17 protein-coding genes are annotated in these 15,861 nt (G+C 69.0%); 13 read left to right on the top strand and 4 right to left on the bottom strand.

Translation table 11 applies throughout. The features are described from left to right. Window positions 1-34: 34 nt before the first annotated feature. On the bottom strand, window positions 35-1,183 hold the full coding sequence (locus OG766_RS04810; protein ID WP_328724635.1) for an ROK family transcriptional regulator: 1,149 nt from the start codon (window positions 1,181-1,183) through the stop codon (window positions 35-37). Window positions 1,184-1,925: 742 nt separating this feature from the next. On the opposite strand from OG766_RS04810, the gene OG766_RS04805 reads away from it, so the two are divergent. Both OG766_RS04805 and OG766_RS04800 read left to right on the top strand, forming a co-directional pair. Next, window positions 1,926-3,077 carry a hypothetical protein gene (locus tag OG766_RS04805; RefSeq protein ID WP_266376028.1) on the top strand — a complete coding sequence of 384 codons (1,152 nt, stop codon included), beginning with the start codon at window positions 1,926-1,928 and terminating at the stop codon, window positions 3,075-3,077. 23 nt (window positions 3,078-3,100) lie between these two features. Beyond that, window positions 3,101-3,256 carry a hypothetical protein gene (locus tag OG766_RS04800; protein WP_266376030.1) on the top strand — a complete coding sequence of 52 codons (156 nt, stop codon included), beginning with the start codon at window positions 3,101-3,103 and terminating at the stop codon, window positions 3,254-3,256. 13 nt (window positions 3,257-3,269) lie between these two features. On the opposite strand, the gene OG766_RS04795 is transcribed toward OG766_RS04800, so the two are convergent. Continuing rightward, the gene (locus OG766_RS04795; RefSeq protein WP_266376032.1) at window positions 3,270-5,330 is read right to left on the bottom strand and encodes a phosphocholine-specific phospholipase C; all 2,061 of its coding nucleotides are present in this window, start codon (window positions 5,328-5,330) and stop codon (window positions 3,270-3,272) included. Window positions 5,331-5,694: 364 nt separating this feature from the next. Continuing rightward, window positions 5,695-6,345, bottom strand: a complete 651-nt coding sequence (locus OG766_RS04790) for a hypothetical protein (protein WP_328724634.1) — start codon at window positions 6,343-6,345, stop codon at window positions 5,695-5,697. Window positions 6,346-6,767: 422 nt separating this feature from the next. Between OG766_RS04790 and OG766_RS04785 the strand changes: the two genes are divergently transcribed. The 11 genes from OG766_RS04785 to OG766_RS04735 all read left to right on the top strand — a co-directional run bounded on the left by OG766_RS04785 (window position 6,768) and on the right by OG766_RS04735 (window position 15,117). Then, window positions 6,768-6,983, top strand: a complete 216-nt coding sequence (locus OG766_RS04785; RefSeq protein ID WP_328724633.1) for a hypothetical protein — start codon at window positions 6,768-6,770, stop codon at window positions 6,981-6,983. 344 nt (window positions 6,984-7,327) lie between these two features. Then, window positions 7,328-7,732, top strand: coding sequence for a RidA family protein (locus OG766_RS04780; RefSeq protein ID WP_266376035.1), 405 nt, complete (start codon window positions 7,328-7,330; stop codon window positions 7,730-7,732). 46 nt (window positions 7,733-7,778) lie between these two features. Beyond that, window positions 7,779-8,273: a cupin domain-containing protein gene (locus OG766_RS04775; protein ID WP_266376036.1), complete on the top strand. Its 495-nt coding sequence runs from the start codon at window positions 7,779-7,781 to the stop codon at window positions 8,271-8,273. A gap of 390 nt (window positions 8,274-8,663) precedes the next feature. Then, window positions 8,664-8,795: a hypothetical protein gene (locus OG766_RS04770; protein WP_328724632.1), complete on the top strand. Its 132-nt coding sequence runs from the start codon at window positions 8,664-8,666 to the stop codon at window positions 8,793-8,795. 260 nt (window positions 8,796-9,055) lie between these two features. Beyond that, the gene (locus tag OG766_RS04765; protein WP_266376039.1) at window positions 9,056-9,901 is read left to right on the top strand and encodes a HipA family kinase; all 846 of its coding nucleotides are present in this window, start codon (window positions 9,056-9,058) and stop codon (window positions 9,899-9,901) included. After that, window positions 9,898-10,281 (top strand): DUF3037 domain-containing protein, encoded by a 384-nt coding sequence (locus tag OG766_RS04760; protein ID WP_266376040.1) that lies wholly within the window; start codon window positions 9,898-9,900, stop codon window positions 10,279-10,281. The genes OG766_RS04765 and OG766_RS04760 overlap by 4 nt, the downstream gene beginning before the upstream one ends. A 216-nt stretch (window positions 10,282-10,497) precedes the next feature. Next, the gene (gene fabG / locus OG766_RS04755) at window positions 10,498-11,259 is read left to right on the top strand and encodes a 3-oxoacyl-ACP reductase FabG (protein ID WP_266376042.1); all 762 of its coding nucleotides are present in this window, start codon (window positions 10,498-10,500) and stop codon (window positions 11,257-11,259) included. Window positions 11,260-11,275: 16 nt separating this feature from the next. Further along, window positions 11,276-12,049 (top strand): SDR family oxidoreductase, encoded by a 774-nt coding sequence (locus tag OG766_RS04750; RefSeq protein ID WP_266376044.1) that lies wholly within the window; start codon window positions 11,276-11,278, stop codon window positions 12,047-12,049. A 118-nt stretch (window positions 12,050-12,167) separates the two neighbouring features. Beyond that, on the top strand, window positions 12,168-13,748 hold the full coding sequence (locus OG766_RS04745) for an ABC transporter substrate-binding protein (RefSeq protein WP_266376045.1): 1,581 nt from the start codon (window positions 12,168-12,170) through the stop codon (window positions 13,746-13,748). A gap of 100 nt (window positions 13,749-13,848) precedes the next feature. After that, a complete protein-coding gene (ung, locus tag OG766_RS04740) occupies window positions 13,849-14,532 on the top strand; it encodes a uracil-DNA glycosylase (RefSeq protein ID WP_328724631.1) in 684 nt (227 codons plus the stop codon). Between the two features lie 111 nt (window positions 14,533-14,643). Continuing rightward, entirely contained in the window at window positions 14,644-15,117 is a 474-nt protein-coding gene (locus tag OG766_RS04735; RefSeq protein WP_266376047.1) for a hypothetical protein, read from the top strand. Between the two features lie 19 nt (window positions 15,118-15,136). Here OG766_RS04735 and OG766_RS04730 read toward each other — a convergent pair whose 3' ends face one another. Then, the gene (locus tag OG766_RS04730) at window positions 15,137-15,646 is read right to left on the bottom strand and encodes a DinB family protein (protein WP_328724630.1); all 510 of its coding nucleotides are present in this window, start codon (window positions 15,644-15,646) and stop codon (window positions 15,137-15,139) included. Window positions 15,647-15,861 lie beyond the last annotated feature (215 nt).

The raw sequence follows: 15,861 nt of genomic DNA, 5'->3' as shown, positions 1-15,861 counted from the left end.
TCGCCTGCGGCCCCTGGCAGGGACAGGCCGTGCATCAGTGCAGGGGACGCAGGGATCCCGGGTCGTCCAGGAGCTCACCGTTCACGGCGTCCAGGGCGATGCGTGCGGCGCCGCAGGCCACCACGTCGTCGCCGAGCACGCTGACGGTCACGCGCGGCACGTGCTGGGTGATGTGGCCGAGCTGCTCGGTCAGTGAGGGGATCATGGCGTTGGCCAGCGGGCTGATCCCGCCGGCGAGAACCACGAGGTCCGGGTCGACCGCCAGAATCAGAGCCGCGATCGCCGGAGCCAGCCGCCGTGCGAAGTCGTCGATGGCCGAAAGGGCCTCCGGATCCTTGTCCGCGACCGCGCGGGTGAGCGCCTCGATATCCGATTCGCCGGGCCGGCGCTCACCGTTCCAGTTCAGGGACTTGTGAGCCGGCCCCAGACCGAGGTGGGGGAGCGTGCTCATCTCGCCCGCGCCGCCACGCCGCCCTCGGTGCAGGCGCCCCGACAGCAGAAGCCCGGCGGCGATCCGGCGGCCGGCGAGGATGCAGACGATGTCGTCCACCAACGCGGCGGAGCCCCGCCAGTGCTCGGCGACGACGGCCAGATTGGCATCGTTCTCCACAAGGATCCTGCAGGGGAACGCGTCCGCGAGCCGCCGGGCGAGGTCGACGTCGTTCCAGTCCGGGATCACCTGTGACCTGACCCTGCCCGTCGCGTCGACCATGCCGGGAACGCCGACGGCGATCGCCAGCAACCGGTCGGCGCTCACGGCGTGTTCGGACAGAAAGCTCGCCAGGCGTGCGCGCAGGAACTCCAGGCGCGCCCACCCCGTCATCTCCGGATCGGTGTCCTCCCGTGCACGGGCGAGGGTGCCGCCCGCCAGGTCGGACAGCTGTAGCACGATCTTGTGCAGGCCGATGTCCACTCCGACGACCACGCCCGCCTCGGCCCGGAACCGGAAGGAGCGGGCAGGCCTGCCGCCGGCCCTTCCCGAAGGGCTCTCCTCGGTCCCGGCCACCCACCCGAGGGCGGACAGTGTCTCCACCAGGCCCTCGACCGTGGGCCGGGACAGACCCGTGACCGCGGTCAGCTGGCTGAGCGTCTGCGGGCTGCGGGCGTGCAGCGCGCGGAGCACCACGGCGGCGTTGATCTTCCGCAGACCGGCCAGGTCCTTCCCCCGGATCGCACTGGCCACGTGCACGACCTCCATCAGCCCGTCTCAAAGCCCCATCGAAGAAGGAGACTTGCATAACCACCACGGAGCGTCAACGGACGCCTATGGTCACCGTGGCATGTGACTCGTGGGGTTATTCAAGAGACTTCGCTTACCTCCTTGACGGGGCGGAGTGGCCGGAGCCATGCTCCCTCTGCACTAATCCGCTCCGGCACCCGATGCCGTCGGCGGGGTGTCCCGGTGGCGAGCCTTCGCGTGACGCACCTGATTCCGGCTCGTCACAGGCAAGCTGATCATTCGTCAGCCGTGGGCCGCACCACCCTTGCCGCCGCGTTCTCCTGGGCGGGTCCACGGTGAAGCCTGTCCCGCCTCCCGCCTCCCGCCTCCCGCCTCCCGCACGAGTCGAAGGAGAAGGCTGCTCATGACCGAACGACCACGACCGGAATTCCTGCCCCGTCGGACGGTGCTCGGTGCCGGGCGCGGCAGGGACACAGGACGTCGGCCTCTTCATGACCGCCGTCAACGCGGGCCGCGGCACTCGCGGACTCACCGAGTGCACCGGCTTCCGACTGCAGTGAACTTCCTGAGCCGAAGGCGTGGCGCGGCGCTTCACCGGCCGGGCTCGTGCAGGATCGTTCCAAGGCATCCCATCGAACTCCGCGTACGGCCCGTCGGGAGTGGTCGACCGTTGACGGGGTACTGCTTCCCTCGCCAGGCCCATGGACCATACTGGTCGGGCTCCGATCACCCACAGAACGACTCCATGGCCAAGAACAGCAGCTCCTCGACCACCGTCCCCGACACCGTGTGGCTGGGGCGCGGGCGCCACCTCGGGCCCGAGCCCGAGCAGGACGTCCGGCGCAACCTGATCGCTCTCGCGTCGGCCGGGGTGCTCGACGACTTCCGGGACCTCGACCCCGTCGAGGCGGCCCGTTCCACCGTCCTGTACCCGCGGGACGAGTCCGCGGACCCCGGCCCGGCGGCCCGCCGCCTCTTCGAGGCCCGCTGGCGCGTGGACGACGACGTCATGGTGCGCGCACAGCTGACCACGTACGACCCCGAGGCCCGCCGCAAGGACAGTGAGGGCGTCACCTGGGTCCTCGCCGCGAAGGCGGAGCGGGCGTGGGCCGCGCACTGGCCCTCGCCCGCCACCATGTTCTGGCCCGACAGCGACCGGGTCGCGTGGGATCACGACACGGTGCCGGGCGTGCGCCTGCGGACGACGAACCACCTGCCGAAGGACGACGACGAGCTGCGCCGGCGGCTGCGCGACTGCGCCCGGGACAGCTGGTTCATCCATGTCGTGGTGCACGAGGCGATGACGCCGGACGTGAGGGGGCAGCAGCCGATCTCGGCGTTCCTGCCGCCGAGCCTGCGGCACAGGGTGGTCGAGCACCGGGGTACGCCCGAGCAGGCGCAGATCGTCGACTACGCGATGAAGCGGGAGCTGAGCGTGCGGATGCCGCGCGGCGGCGCCGTCGTCCTGCCCACGGCGCCGCAGGGTCCGGATTATGACGCGGACCGCTTCACGGTGCGCAGTGTCTTCCTGGACGGCTCGGAACCGACCGAACTCATCGACAGGGTGAAGGAGTTCGCCGTACTGCCGCGGCCGCTGCCGGCCGACGCCGAGCGGGCCCTGACGAGGCTGCGCCAGGGCTGGCACCTGCTCACCCCGGACGAGGAGCTGGTCCACGCCCGGGGGATGGTCACCAAGTACGCCGAGGCGCTCGACGCCATGACGAACTCCCGTGACCTGTACCGAGAGGCGGCCGAGGCGGCGCAGGCCGCGCTGGCCGAGGTGACCGGAGGCGACGGCGTGCCCCGGCCCGCCGTGCCGGGGCAGGCCAAGGCGGACGGCTCGCCGCTGAGCGCCCTCACGAAGGCGTTCGGCCGCTTCCGGGACCCGCACAAGTAGCGCGGCGTGGTGTGGTGCCACACATGCGCACGACCGTGCGTGAGTCCGGTCGGGAATGCGATCAGGCCCTGCGTGCCCAGCAGGATCGCGAAGGGGCGCTGTTCCACCGCGTCGCGCCGCTTGCAGAGCGGGGCGTCGAGGGCCGACGGGCGGGCGAACGCGGCTGCCTCGTCCCCTGAGGGACCCACCCGGTCAGACGGTCTTGATCGCCGGGTCGGAGACGCCCGGAGCCCCCGTTTCCACATGGCCGGCGAAGCGGCGCAGGAAGGTCGTGTCCGCGTCGGAGACGACCTTCACGTCGTACCAGCGGCCCGTGGAGAGCAGGTTCACCGTGTGGGAGACGGTGGCGCCGGGGTTGACCTTGACGGTCTGGGCGGTGCCGCCGTAGGCGTTGGACACGGTGAGGTTGACCGCGGCCGTGCCGGGGTTGGTCAGGGTCAGGGCCAGGTTGCCGTTGGAGACGACGTGGCGGGCCGTGACTTCGGGCCCGGCCTGCGTCGTGGGGCCTTTCCAGGTGCGCAGGAAGCCGTTGGGGCCCCACAAGGTGAGGTTGATCTGGTTGCCGGTGGCGGCGCTGGTGCTCCAGGTGTCGGAGAGCGTCTTGCCCGCCTCGACGGTGTAGGGCCAGGGGCCGTCCGTGCGGTTGCCCGAGGTGATGTGGAAGTGGGCGCCGAGGGCGGGCCCGCTGGAGAAGGTCAGGGTGAACTTGCCCGTGGTGACGTTGCGCGTCCCGTCGGCGTAGGGGCTGTAGCCGAGGGGCCGGGTCGGCTTGGAGCCGGCTTCCTGCTTCGGCAGGGTGCCCGTGGCCGGCGTCACCGGATGGTAGGACGGGTGGCGGTCGTGGTCCGGCGGGACGTAGCCGGCGGTCGACGGGAGGGCGGCGGGGGAGGCGTCCGCACGGCTGAAGTCGAAGGCCGAGGTCAGGTCGCCGCACACCGCGCGGCGCCACGGGGAGATGTTGGGCTCCTGCACCCCGAAGCGCTTCTCCATGAAGCGGATGATCGAGGTGTGGTCGAAGGTCTCGGAGCAGACGTAGCCGCCCTTGCTCCACGGGGAGACCACGATCATCGGGACGCGCGGGCCGAGGCCGTAGGGTCCGGCCGCGAAGCCGCTGCCACCGGGGTACAGGTCCTTCGAGACGTCCGCCGTCGACAGGCCCCACGCGGCGGATGCCGGCGGGTACGGGGGAACCACGTGGTCGAAGAAGCCGTCGTTCTCGTCGTAGGTGATGAAGAGCGCCGTCTTCGCCCATACCGCGGGGTTGGAGGTCAGCGCGTTCAGGACCTGGGAGATGTACCAGGCGCCGAAGTTCACGGGCCAGTTCGGGTGCTCGCTGAAGGCCTCCGGTGCGGCGATCCAGGAGACCTGCGGCAGACTGCCGCTCGCCACGTCGGCGCGCAGGCGGTCGAAGTAGCCGCCGCCCGCCTTGACGTCGGTGCCGGTGCGAGCCTTCTCGTACAGCGGGCTGCCGGGTTGGGCATTGCGGTAACTGTTGAAGTACAGCAGCGAGTTGTCGCCGTAGTTGCCGCGGAAGGCGTCGTTGATCCAGCCCCAGGAGCCGGCGGCGTCGAGGCCGTCGCCTATGTCCTGGTAGACCTTCCACGACACTCCGGCGGCCTCCAGGCGCTCGGGGTACGTCTTCCAGCCGTACCCGGCCTCCTTGTTGTCGAGGACCGGGCCGCCTCCGGTGCCGTCGTTGCCGGTATGGCCGGACCACATGTAGTAGCGGTTCGGGTCCGTGGCGCCGATGAAGGAGCAGTGGTAGGCGTCGCACACGGTGAAGGCGTCGGCGAGGGCGTAGTGGAACGGGATGTCCTTCCGGCTCATGTACGCCATGGTCGTGGCGGTCTTGGCCGGCACCCACTTGTCGTACTTGCCGTTGTTGTACGCCTGGTGGCCCCCGGCCCAGTCGTGGTTGAGCCCCTCGACGAACTGCAGGCCCAGATTGCTGACCTGCGGGTTGAAGGGGAGGATGTCCTTCGTTCCGTTGGACTGGTAGAAGACCGACTTGCCGTTGTCCTGGAGGACCGGCCGCGGGTCTCCGAAGCCCCGTACGCCCTTCATCGCCCCGAAGTACTGGTCGAACGACCGGTTCTCCTGCATGAGGACGACGATGTGCTCGACGTCCTGGATCGTGCCGCTGGACACCTCGGCCCGGATGGCGGCGGCCCGCGCGATGCTCTCGTTCAGCATCGCGGCAGCGGCGGTACCCCCGGCGATCTGCAGGAACCTGCGGCGATTGAGTTCTGTCATGGAGTGATGACCTCTCCGGGTGAGGGGAGTCGAGGGGTGCCCCAAGGACAGCCGTCCCGGGAAAATGGACGGCGGTCCCTGTCTGATACGCGGACGTACAACCGGAGAACGGAACGCTGCTCCGCCCGGCGCCACCGTTGATGCCCACCGCGGCCGTGGGCAGCCGGAGAGCGCTCCGGCCCGGTGGAGATGTTGGGTCACCACCACCAGGCGGTCAATGGACGAGCGCTCAACCGCACAGATGCGCACACACTGCCGACGGACTGATGGGTACTCGGCAGCGTGCGGCGCGCGCACCACCGCCGCGCCGTCGCACTCCGGCGCGTGTCGGCGACCGGATCCCCTTGAGTCGAGCGCCCTGCGGTCACTGCACGTCACGCACCGGTGCGCTGCTCTCTCGTGTCCCGGCCGGGCGGTGGTCCCCGAGGCTGTCGAGGTCGTACGTGGTGGAACCGAGGCTGAGGGTGCTTCCGTCGGCCGCCGCCGTGGGAGGGGTTCCCTTGCCGACCGCGAGGACGATGCGGAAGTCGGCCTCCGTCCCGGTGCGCGTCACCTTGAACGCGTCCTTGTCGGTGGACAGTTCCGCGCCCTCCGGGTTCAGCACCCAGCCCTTCAGCCAGGCATCGCCCTTCCTGAACAGGAAGGTGCGCGAGCCCGACTCGGTGTCGCCGAAGGCGATCTCGAGGCCGGGCTCGGGCGCCAGCTGCCACTCGTACCGGTGCGAGACGGAGTCGGCGAAGGCGTCGTGGACGGCGATGACCGAGTCCGCGCCCCCGACGGGGCGCAGATCCACCACCAGATCTCGATGGGCCTTCTCCACCTCGTAGTTGAGATGCCCGTCGAGGGAGAGGAAGCCGCCGCCCTGGCCCTCGTAGGCCCGGGACTCGAGCGTGGCACCCCGGCCGAGGCATTCGTCGTCGGCGACGCTGCGCCGCTCGGGCGATGGGCTCCTGGCGGTGCGGGAGTCGGCTGCCCGGCAGAGCTGCAGGACGATGCCTCCGAGCCCTGACGGCACTGTGGAACGCGGGGCGGCCGGGGCAGTCGGCTTCGGGTAGACGCACGAGGCCTGCGGTGACGCGGAGGGACAGAGACCGTGGGTGGACGGTGCCCCGAGTCGACAGGTGTCCGATTTGCCTAATATTTACTGTTTGACTTCATTCCGGCCTCGCGCTTAGGCTGGGGTCGCGTTGGTGCAAATAGGGACGACTTGCGCATGCGCCGCCATTCGGATGGATGCGCGGCCGTCTCGGAGCCAGTCGGGAATCGCGACCGATCGAGATCGCGGCCCGAACGGCCAAGCGGCAGTCTCGGGTTTGGGGTACAGAGCACCAGACATGGGCCGCGAATCAATCTCTCGCGCAAGCTCTCGTGCAGCGCGTTGAGTTCTGCGGCTTCCGGGCCTGCGAGAAGATCTTCGTCCCCGGAAAGGGGAGCATCATGCATACGAGTGTGTCCAGGGTCGGCCGTCTGCTCGCCGTTCTGTTTGCCACGATCGCCCTCGCCTTCGCGAGCGCCGGCGTCGCCAGTGCGCAGAGCTGGGCCTCATGGGACCACGGGTCCAGCTACTCGTCCAACGGCTACGACCACGGCGGTGGTTACGACGACGATGACGATGACGACGACGACTACGACGACGACGACAACGGGTGGTGATGCGGAGGACGGCTGCCCGTAGCCCGTCGGCGTAGAGCGGCTCCGCCCAGCGCGGCCCGGTAGGCGCCGACGAGATGTCACGGGCGCGCGAGGCGCGATGGTCATGTCCGTCTGTCGCTCTCCAGGCAGTCACTCGAAGTGACTGCCTGGAGAGCGCCGTTCTCAGCTGACGACGGCGTCGTGGAGTCCCCTGTGATGCTCCGGAAGGATGGTGATCCGGCCCCGGCTGCGGCATGTCCCAGGCTTCCTCGGTGCGCAGAAGATAACCACGGCATAACGTCTTCCTCGAAAGAGGACTGTCCGTAACCGGCAGCGCCATGCGTCGTCTCACGAGGGAGTGAGTCATGGCTGTTCAGGCGAAGAGATTCGGTTTTGGTATGCCGTGGGAGTCGCTCTACGGATACAGCCAGGCAATCCAGGTCGGTGACGTGGTGTACGTGGCTGGGCAGGTGTCCCATGACCGTGACGGCAACTTCGTAGGTGCAGGCGACTTCGAGTTGCAGGTCAGAACCACGCTGGCCAATCTGGACCTGGTGCTCAAGCACTTCGGGGCCGAGCGCAGCCACATCGTGGAGAGCACGGTGCTGGTGATGAACCTGCGGGAGAACTTCGACACGACGGCACGCCTTCACGCCGAGTACTTCGGGGAGCACCGGCCCACCAGCACGGTCATGGGTGTCTCTGACCTGGCACTACCGGACCAGTTGGTGGAGATCGGTGCGCTCGTGCGTCTCGACGTGGAGCCATAGGTCGGAGTCGGCCCGGCTCACCTGCTCACGGAATCAGGAAGTCGCCATGTCCTATCCGAAGCCCCGCTACCTCGGCGAAAGGGGCCAGGTCAGCGCCCTGTTCCGACCTGCACCCCCACAGCCCGACACCGGCTCGGGTGCCACCGACATCAGCTACGTGGCCAAGCAGGAGAACACCGACGGCGAGTTCGGTCTGTACAAGATCGACATGGAGCCGAAGACCAACGGCGCCACGGAACACTTCCACCGTACGATCTCCGAGTCCTTCTACGTCCTGTCCGGCGAGGTCCGGCTCTACAACGGCGAACGCTGGGTCACAGGAGGCGAGGGAGACTTTCTCTACGTCCCGCCCGGCGGGCTCCACGCCTTCCAGAACGACAGCGACGACCCGGTCTCGTTTCTGTTGCTCTTCACACCGGGAGCTCCCAGGGAGGAGTACTTCGAGAAGGTGGCCGAGTACTCACAGCACAGCCGCGAAGAGTTGAAAGCCTTCCGGATCAGGCACGACCAGTACAACACCACCGACATGCTCGACGACTAGGCTGCACTGAGTGCTGCGGTCCCTGCGTCACACGCCCGGGACTGCCCGAACGGCGTGCGTCACCCAGGAACCGACCGAAGTAGCGGACTGTGCAGATCTGTACCGCAACTACTCACACCCGTAGCAGGCACGCCGAGTGACCTCCCTGGCGCGGGGTACACGGCAGGGACTGCAAACGGCGGTCTGCCGTGAAGTGGCGCCGCAGTCCTGTCCCGAGGGGTCGTCAGCGTGATAGTTCCACGGTTCGCGTACACCGGGCCCGCTGTCATCGGCGGGGTGCCTTTTGATCGCGTGCAACTAGCGGAGAGCCCGCCCGGCGAAGGCGGTCCCGCCTGGGCAGGAGCCACGACGTTCAGACAGGAGGAGGCGCCCGTAGGGTTCACGCCCCGAATGGCTGTCGACTCGCCCACGGTCATCGGATTGCCCGACGGCCGTACAGGTGAGGCACTCGTCGTCAACATCCACTTCAACGGCCAGGGCTGGACGATGGAGTTGATCGGGTCGGGCCCTGTGCCCCAGTAGTCCCCGCTCGCGTGCCCCGTTCACAGCGACAGACTTCTGTGGTCGGCTGCCGCATGCCTCACTCGCCCGGGGAGGGGCCTGTGCGCCGTGCCGGTGCGGGTGTCCGGGCTTACTGCTCCGGCCCGCTGCTCCCGGGACTCATCTCTCCCGGCCCATGCTCGGGGCAGCTCGGGTGGTGGCAGGGGAATCCATTCCCGAAAGCAGACGGTGCTTGGCTTGTCCGTGGATTGGCAGGGAGGCCACCCGTATAACCTGGGGAAATGCTGACAGAGGTCACAGCGACCCGCTACGTCACGCCCCTGCGTGAAGGCGGCTCGCTCCCGGGCATCGTCGAGGCCGACGATCTCGGTACGTACGTCATGAAGTTCACCGGGGCGGGGCAGGGCCGGAAGACGCTGGTCGCCGAGGTCATCTGCGGGCAGCTCGGGCGGCGGCTGGGACTTCGGGTCCCCGATCTCGTACAGATCCAGCTCGACCCCGTCATCGGGCTCTCGGAGCCCGACCAGGAGGTGCAGGAGCTGCTCAAGGCCAGCGGCGGCCTCAACCTCGGCATGGACTTCCTGCCCGGCTCGCTCGGCTTCGACCCGCTCGCGTACGAGGTGGACTCCGCGGAGGCGGGCCGGGTGGTCTGGTTCGACGCGCTCATCAACAACGTCGACCGGTCCTGGCGCAACCCCAACATGCTCGTCTGGCACGGCGACCTGTGGCTGATCGACCACGGCGCCACCATGATCTGGCACCACAACTGGCCCGGTGCGCAGGCGTCGGCCGCGAAGCCGTACGACGCCTCCGACCACGCCCTGGCGCCGTTCCGGCCCGACATCGCCGCGGCCGCCGCCGAGCTGGCGCCGCTCGTCACCGAAGACCTGCTGACCGAGGTCGCCGCGGACGTCCCGGACGAGTGGCTCGTCGACGAGCCCGGCTTCGACTCCACGGACGCGCTGCGCCGGGCCTATGTGGAGGCCCTGCTGCCGCGTGCGGCGAACATCCACGAACGGATCACGCTGAGCGCGCCCTCCCGGCCCCGGCCCTCGCAGGCGCCCGGCTGGCTGACCGACCACCTCGCCCCCTGGCCGCACCCGACCAAGAAGGGCGGGGCCCAGTGAGCGACCGCGACGTCTTCGAGTACGCCCTGCTGCGGGTCGTCCCGCGCGTCGAGCGCGGTGAGTGCTTCAACGCGGGCGTGGTGGTCTACTGCCGCGCCAGGTCCTTCGTGGCCGCCCGTACCCATCTGGACGAGGCGAAGCTGAGGGTGCTGGATCCGGGGGCCGACATCACCGGCGTACGGGCGGCGCTCCACGCGGTGGAGGGTGTGTGCCGGGGTGGCGACGATGCCGGCCAGGCGGCCAGGGACGACGCGGGCCGGCGTTTCCGCTGGCTGATCGCCCCGCGCTCCACGGTCGTCCAGCCCGGTCCCGTGCACACTGGACTGACCGCCGATCCGGAGGCCGAGGTCGAGCGGCTGCTCGACCTGTTGGTGCGCTGACAGGGGCGCACCGACGGGGCGCTCACCTCCGGGGCGAGCGCCCCGGAGGTGAACCGGGCCTCAGAAGGACGGGTGCACGTTGACACCGGGTGCCAGGGCTTCTAGCGTCTCGTCTGCTGAAGGTACTAAGCGGTCGCTCACCCCTTGCGGGGTGGAGCCGACGGGCGGTGCCGGGCGAGCCGTATCCAAGGGATCCGAGGACGAGGAGAACCAACCATGTCCACCACAGAGCAGCGCGTCGCGATCGTGACGGGAGCGGCGCGCGGCATCGGTGCCGCCACCGCCCTGCGTCTGGCGGCCGAGGGCCGTGCCGTCGCCGTACTCGACCTCGACGAGGCGGCCTGCAAGGACACCGTCGAGAAGATCACCTCGGCCGGCGGACAGGCCATCGCCGTCGGCTGCGACGTCTCGGACTCCGCCCAGGTCGAGGCCGCCGTGGCGCGTGTCGCCGCCGAGCTCGGCGCGCCGACGATCCTCGTCAACAACGCGGGCGTGCTCCGCGACAACCTGCTCTTCAAGATGAGCGAGTCCGACTGGGACATCGTGATGAACGTGCACCTCAAGGGCGCGTTCCTGATGGCCAAGGCCTGTCAGAAGCACATGGTGGACGCGGGCTTCGGCCGGATCGTCTCGCTCTCCTCCAGCTCCGCCCTCGGCAATCGCGGCCAGGCCAACTACTCCGCCGTCAAGGCGGGCCTGCAGGGCTTCACCAAGACCCTCGCCAAGGAACTCGGCAAGTTCGGCGTCACCGCCAACGCCGTCGCGCCCGGCTTCATCGTCACCGAGATGACCGCGCAGACCGCCGCCCGTGTCGGCATGGGCTTCGAGGAGTTCCAGGCCGCCGCCGCCACCCAGATCCCGGTGCAGCGGGTCGGCAGGCCCGAGGACGTCGCGGGCGCCATCGCCTTCTTCACGGGGGACGACGCGGGCTTCATCTCCGGCCAGGTCATGTACGTGGCCGGCGGCCCGCTCAACTGATCAGGAGGGGACTGACATGACCGCACAGGAGCAGGAGCTTCCCCCGCTGTCGGGCAAGGTGGCCCTGGTGACGGGTGGCAGCCGCGGCATCGGCTACGGCGTCGCGCAGGCGTTCGTGGCGCGCGGCGACCGGGTCTGCATCACCGGACGCGGCGAGGAGGCGCTCAAGGAGGCCGTCGAGACCCTCGGCGCCGACCGGGTGATCGCCGTCGCGGGCAAGGCCCACGACGAGGCGCATCAGGCGATCGCCGTCGAGCGCGCCATGGAGGCGTTCGGCCGCGTCGACTTCCTCGTCAACAACGCCGGCACCAACCCGGTCTTCGGCCCCATGGCCGAGCTGGACCTCAATGTGGCCCGCAAGGTCTACGAGACGAACGTGATCTCGGCGCTCGGCTTCGCCCAGCAGACCTGGAAGGCCTGGCAGAAGGACAACGGCGGTGCGATCGTGAACATCGCGTCCGTCGCCGGCGTCTCCGCGTCGCCCTTCATCGGGGCGTACGGCATGAGCAAGGCCGCGATGGTCAACCTGACCCTGCAGCTGGCGCACGAATTCGCGCCGGTCGTCCGGGTCAACGCGATCGCGCCCGCCGTGATCAAGACCAAATTCGCCGAGGCGCTCTACGAGGGCCGCGAGGCCGAGGCGGCGGCCGCCTATCCGCTGGGCCGGCTCGGCGTTCCGTCGGACATCGGAGGAACGGCCGCGTTTCTCACCTCCGACCAGTCCGACTGGATCACGGGGCAGACACTTGTCGTCGACGGCGGTATCTTCCTGAATGCCGGAGTCCACTGAGCCGGTTTGTGCCTGAATGGCTCAGGATTTACTCAAGTGCCCCACCGGACCTCCGCGTTGATCCGGTGGGGCACTGCGGTATGGTTCGCCGACCCATGGCTGAACGAGGAGCGTGCACGTGTTCAACCGGACGATGCTGCAGGCGGCTGCAGCCCTTGCGTCCATATCCCTGGTGGCGGGATGCAGTCTGTTTTCGGACGACGACGTCGATGGGGCGCAGCAGATAGTGGTCGGTACGACGAGTGCACCCAGCACACTCGATCCGGCCGCCGCGTGGGACGGCTCCTGGGAGCTGTACCGGAATGTCTTCCAGACCCTTCTGAGCTTCCCCACCGGAAGCACCAGCCCGCAGCCGGATGCGGCGGAGGGGTGCAAGTTCACCGACCCTACCAATACGGCTTTCCAGTGCAAACTTCGTGAAGGTCTGACATTCTCCAACGGTCATCCCCTGGACGCGGCCGCTGTCAAGCACTCGATCGACCGTATCCAGAAGATCAATGTCGTCGGCGGTCCCAACGGGCTGCTCGGGTCGCTCCGCGATGTCGAGAAGGAGGACGACCGGACCGTCACCTTCCATCTGACCAAGCCGGACGCCACCTTCCCGTTCATACTCGCCACGCCGGCCATGTCCCTCGTCGACCCGGCCGAGTACCCGGCGGCCAAGCTCCGTGAGGACGGCAAGATCACCGGCTCCGGCCCGTACACCCTCCAGTCGTACCAGGAGGGCCAGCAGGCGGAGCTGAAGAAGAACACCCGGTACAACGGCTTCGCCGACCGCAAGAACGACGGCGTCACCATCCGCTACTTCAAGGATTCCGAAGCGATGGTGTCGGCGCTCAAGCGGAAGGAGATCGACGCCACCTACCGCGGTCTCACCGCCGAGGAGGTCGTCGACCTCCAGGCGAAGAAGAAGTCGAACGAGGGCCTCCAGCTCGTCGAGACCACCGGCGCCGACATCCGCTACCTGGTGTTCAACCCGAAGGACCCGTCCGTCCGCAAGCTCCCGGTCCGGCAGGCGATCGCCCAGGTCGTCGACCGCGGCGCGCTGGTCGCCAAGGTGTACCAGGGAACCGCCGAGCCGCTGTACTCGATGGTCCCCAAGGGCATCGCCGGCCACACGACCGGCTTCTTCGACAAGTACGGCGAGCCGGACGTCCCCAAGGCGAGCGACATTCTCAAGGACGCGGGGATCGACACCCCCGTCCAGCTGACGTTCTGGTACACGACCGACCGCTACGGCTCGTCGACGGCTCCGGAGTTCGCGGAGCTGAAGCGTCAGCTGGAGGAGTCGGGCCTGTTCAAGGTCACGCTCCATGGCAAGCCCTGGAAGGAGTTCCAGGAGGGGTACAAGAACGGCCAGTACCCCGTCTTCGGTCGAGGCTGGTTCCCGGACTTCCCCGACCCGGACAACTTCATCGCGCCCTTCGTCGGCAAGAACAACGTGCTGGGCACCCCGTACGAAAGCCCGGAGATCACCCAGCAGCTGCTGCCGCAGACGCGGCAGAAGAGCGACCGCGGGGCGGTGTCGAAGGAGTTCCAGCGGGCGCAGTCGATCCTCGTGGACGACGTGCGGCTGCTGCCGCTGTGGCAGGGCAAGCTCTACGTCGCGTCGAGCGAGGAGATCGCGGGCGGCGAGCGGGCCCTGGACCCCCAGACGGTCATGCAGATGTGGGAGCTGCACCGGCAGACCAGCTGGTAGCGGCGGCCGCCTCCGCGTGCGGCGGCCGGCCGGAGTGATTGTCAGTGGCCGCAGGTAGGTTCTGTGGTCGAGAACTGATCGCACACCGGAGGTTGTTGACGTGACCGACACCGACATGCTGCCCGAGTCCTGGCGTGGCGTCCTCGGCGAAGAGCTCCAGAAGCCGTACTTCAAGGAGCTCGTCGACTTCGTCGAGGACGAGCGCGCCAGGGGGCCGGTGTACCCGCCCCGCGAGGAGGTCTTCGCGGCGCTGGACGCCACGCCCTACGACCGGGTGAAGGTGCTGGTCCTCGGCCAGGATCCGTACCACGGTGAGGGGCAGGGCCACGGGCTCTGCTTCTCGGTGCGTCCCGGCGTCAAGACCCCGCCCTCCCTGCGGAACATCTACAAGGAGATGCAGGAGGAGCTGGGCCTTCCGGTGCCGGACAACGGCTATCTGATGCCGTGGGCCCAGCAGGGTGTCCTCCTGCTCAACGCGGTGCTGACGGTTCGGTCGGGCGAGGCCAATTCCCACAAGAACAAGGGCTGGGAGAAGTTCACCGACGCGGTGATCAGCGCCGTGGCGTCGCGGCCCGACCCGGCGGTCTTCGTCCTGTGGGGCAATTACGCCCAGAAGAAGCTGCCGCTGATCGACGAGACGCGGCATGTCGTGGTGAAGGGCGCCCACCCCTCTCCGCTGTCCGCGAAGAAGTTCTTCGGCTCCCGTCCGTTCACCCGGATCAACGAGGCGGTGGCGGCTCAGGGGCATGACGCCGTCGACTGGCGCATCCCCGACCTGGGCTGACGATGTGGCGCACCTGGCTGACAGGTTCGGGCCCGTGCCCGAGCCTGTGCCGGAATGCCGCCCACGACGGTTAGCGTCGGGCCGACGCAGGTCACAGCCGGGAGGGCCGTAGTGGTGGAGCAGCAGGAGGCGTCCGAGGACGCGCTCATGACCAGGATCGGGCAGGCGATCATGCTGCTCCACGGCGGCGACCGTGAGGAGGCACGCAACCGTTTCGCCGAGCTGTGGGCGCAGATCGGGGAGGACGGTGATCCCCTGCACCGCTGCACCCTCGCCCACTATCTGGCGGACACCCAGGACGACCCCGGCGACGAGCTCGCCTGGGACCTGCGGGCGCTGGCGGCGGCGGAGGCGCTGACGGACGAGCGGCTGGCGCAGCACGACGCCGCTGTGGCCGTGCGCGGTCTGTATCCGTCGCTGCATCTGAATCTCGCCGCGGACTATGTGAAGCTCCAGCGGCCCGAGGCCGCGCGCGTCCATCTGGATCGTGCGCGGGCGGCCTCGGGCGCTCTCGGGGACGACGGTTACGGGGACGGGGTGCGCGCGGCGATCGACCGGCTGGACCGGCGGCTGTCCGAGCAGTGACGCGGGCCCGGAGGGTGGGTCAGACGCCCGTCGCGCCGTCGATGCGCTCCCTGAGCAGATCGGCGTGCCCGTTGTGCCGGGCGTACTCCTCGATCATGTGGACGTAGATCCAGCGCAGATTGAACTGCCGGTCGTGACGCTTCGCGGCGGACAGGTCGTCCAGGGACCTCGGCGCGGACAGCTCGCGGGCGTGTGCGATCTCGGCCTGCCACGCGCTGTTCGCGGCCTCCCAGGTGTCGTCGGCGGACAGATGGAACTCCCCGTCGGGGTCGTCCTCGCTGAAGTAGAGCGGTGGGGCGTGTTCCGCCGCGAGGACCAGGCGGAACCAGATCCGCTCGACGTCGGCCATGTGCCGTACCAGCCCGAGCAGACTGAGCTCCGACGGCGGGGCCGATGCCTGCCTCAGCTGTTCGTCGTCGAGCCCGGCGCACTTCTGGGCGAGGGTCTCGCGGTGGAAGTCGAGCCAGCTCTCCAGCGTCTCCCGCTCGCCGGCGGTGGTGGGCGGGTGGGTCCGTTCGGTTGTGGTCATGCCTCACATCCTCGGCGACGCGTGCTCCTTGCCGCCAGGCGATTCACGGACCGGGCAGGCCGCGGAGCAGTTCGCCGAAGTCCTTCCTCAGTTCGGTCGGCGGCCGTCGCCGTCCGCACCGCCCTCGTCGCAAGCCTCTCCCGGCTCGGACCCGGCCTCGTGCTGCGCGGCTTCGACGGCATCGCCGACCGGCGCCCGCGCCGGCACACGTATGC

The sequence above is a fragment of the Streptomyces sp. NBC_00259 genome (assembly GCF_036181745.1).
Lineage (GTDB): Bacteria > Actinomycetota > Actinomycetes > Streptomycetales > Streptomycetaceae > Streptomyces > Streptomyces pratisoli.
This window is presented reverse-complemented; position numbering and strand designations above follow the sequence as displayed.

Bases quoted from the DNA above. Each gene is read 5' to 3' on its own strand.
- OG766_RS04805 (WP_266376028.1), top strand. From the start codon at position 1,926: ATGGCCAAGAACAGCAGCTCCTCGACCACCGTCCCCGACACCGTGTGG.
- OG766_RS04800 (WP_266376030.1), top strand. From the start codon at position 3,101: ATGCGCACGACCGTGCGTGAGTCCGGTCGGGAATGCGATCAGGCCCTG.
- OG766_RS04795 (WP_266376032.1), bottom strand. From the start codon at position 5,330: ATGACAGAACTCAATCGCCGCAGGTTCCTGCAGATCGCCGGGGGTACC.
- OG766_RS04785 (WP_328724633.1), top strand. From the start codon at position 6,768: ATGCATACGAGTGTGTCCAGGGTCGGCCGTCTGCTCGCCGTTCTGTTT.
- OG766_RS04780 (WP_266376035.1), top strand. From the start codon at position 7,328: ATGGCTGTTCAGGCGAAGAGATTCGGTTTTGGTATGCCGTGGGAGTCG.
- OG766_RS04775 (WP_266376036.1), top strand. From the start codon at position 7,779: ATGTCCTATCCGAAGCCCCGCTACCTCGGCGAAAGGGGCCAGGTCAGC.
- OG766_RS04770 (WP_328724632.1), top strand. From the start codon at position 8,664: ATGGCTGTCGACTCGCCCACGGTCATCGGATTGCCCGACGGCCGTACA.
- OG766_RS04765 (WP_266376039.1), top strand. From the start codon at position 9,056: ATGCTGACAGAGGTCACAGCGACCCGCTACGTCACGCCCCTGCGTGAA.
- fabG (WP_266376042.1), top strand. From the start codon at position 10,498: ATGTCCACCACAGAGCAGCGCGTCGCGATCGTGACGGGAGCGGCGCGC.
- OG766_RS04750 (WP_266376044.1), top strand. From the start codon at position 11,276: ATGACCGCACAGGAGCAGGAGCTTCCCCCGCTGTCGGGCAAGGTGGCC.
- OG766_RS04730 (WP_328724630.1), bottom strand. From the start codon at position 15,646: ATGACCACAACCGAACGGACCCACCCGCCCACCACCGCCGGCGAGCGG.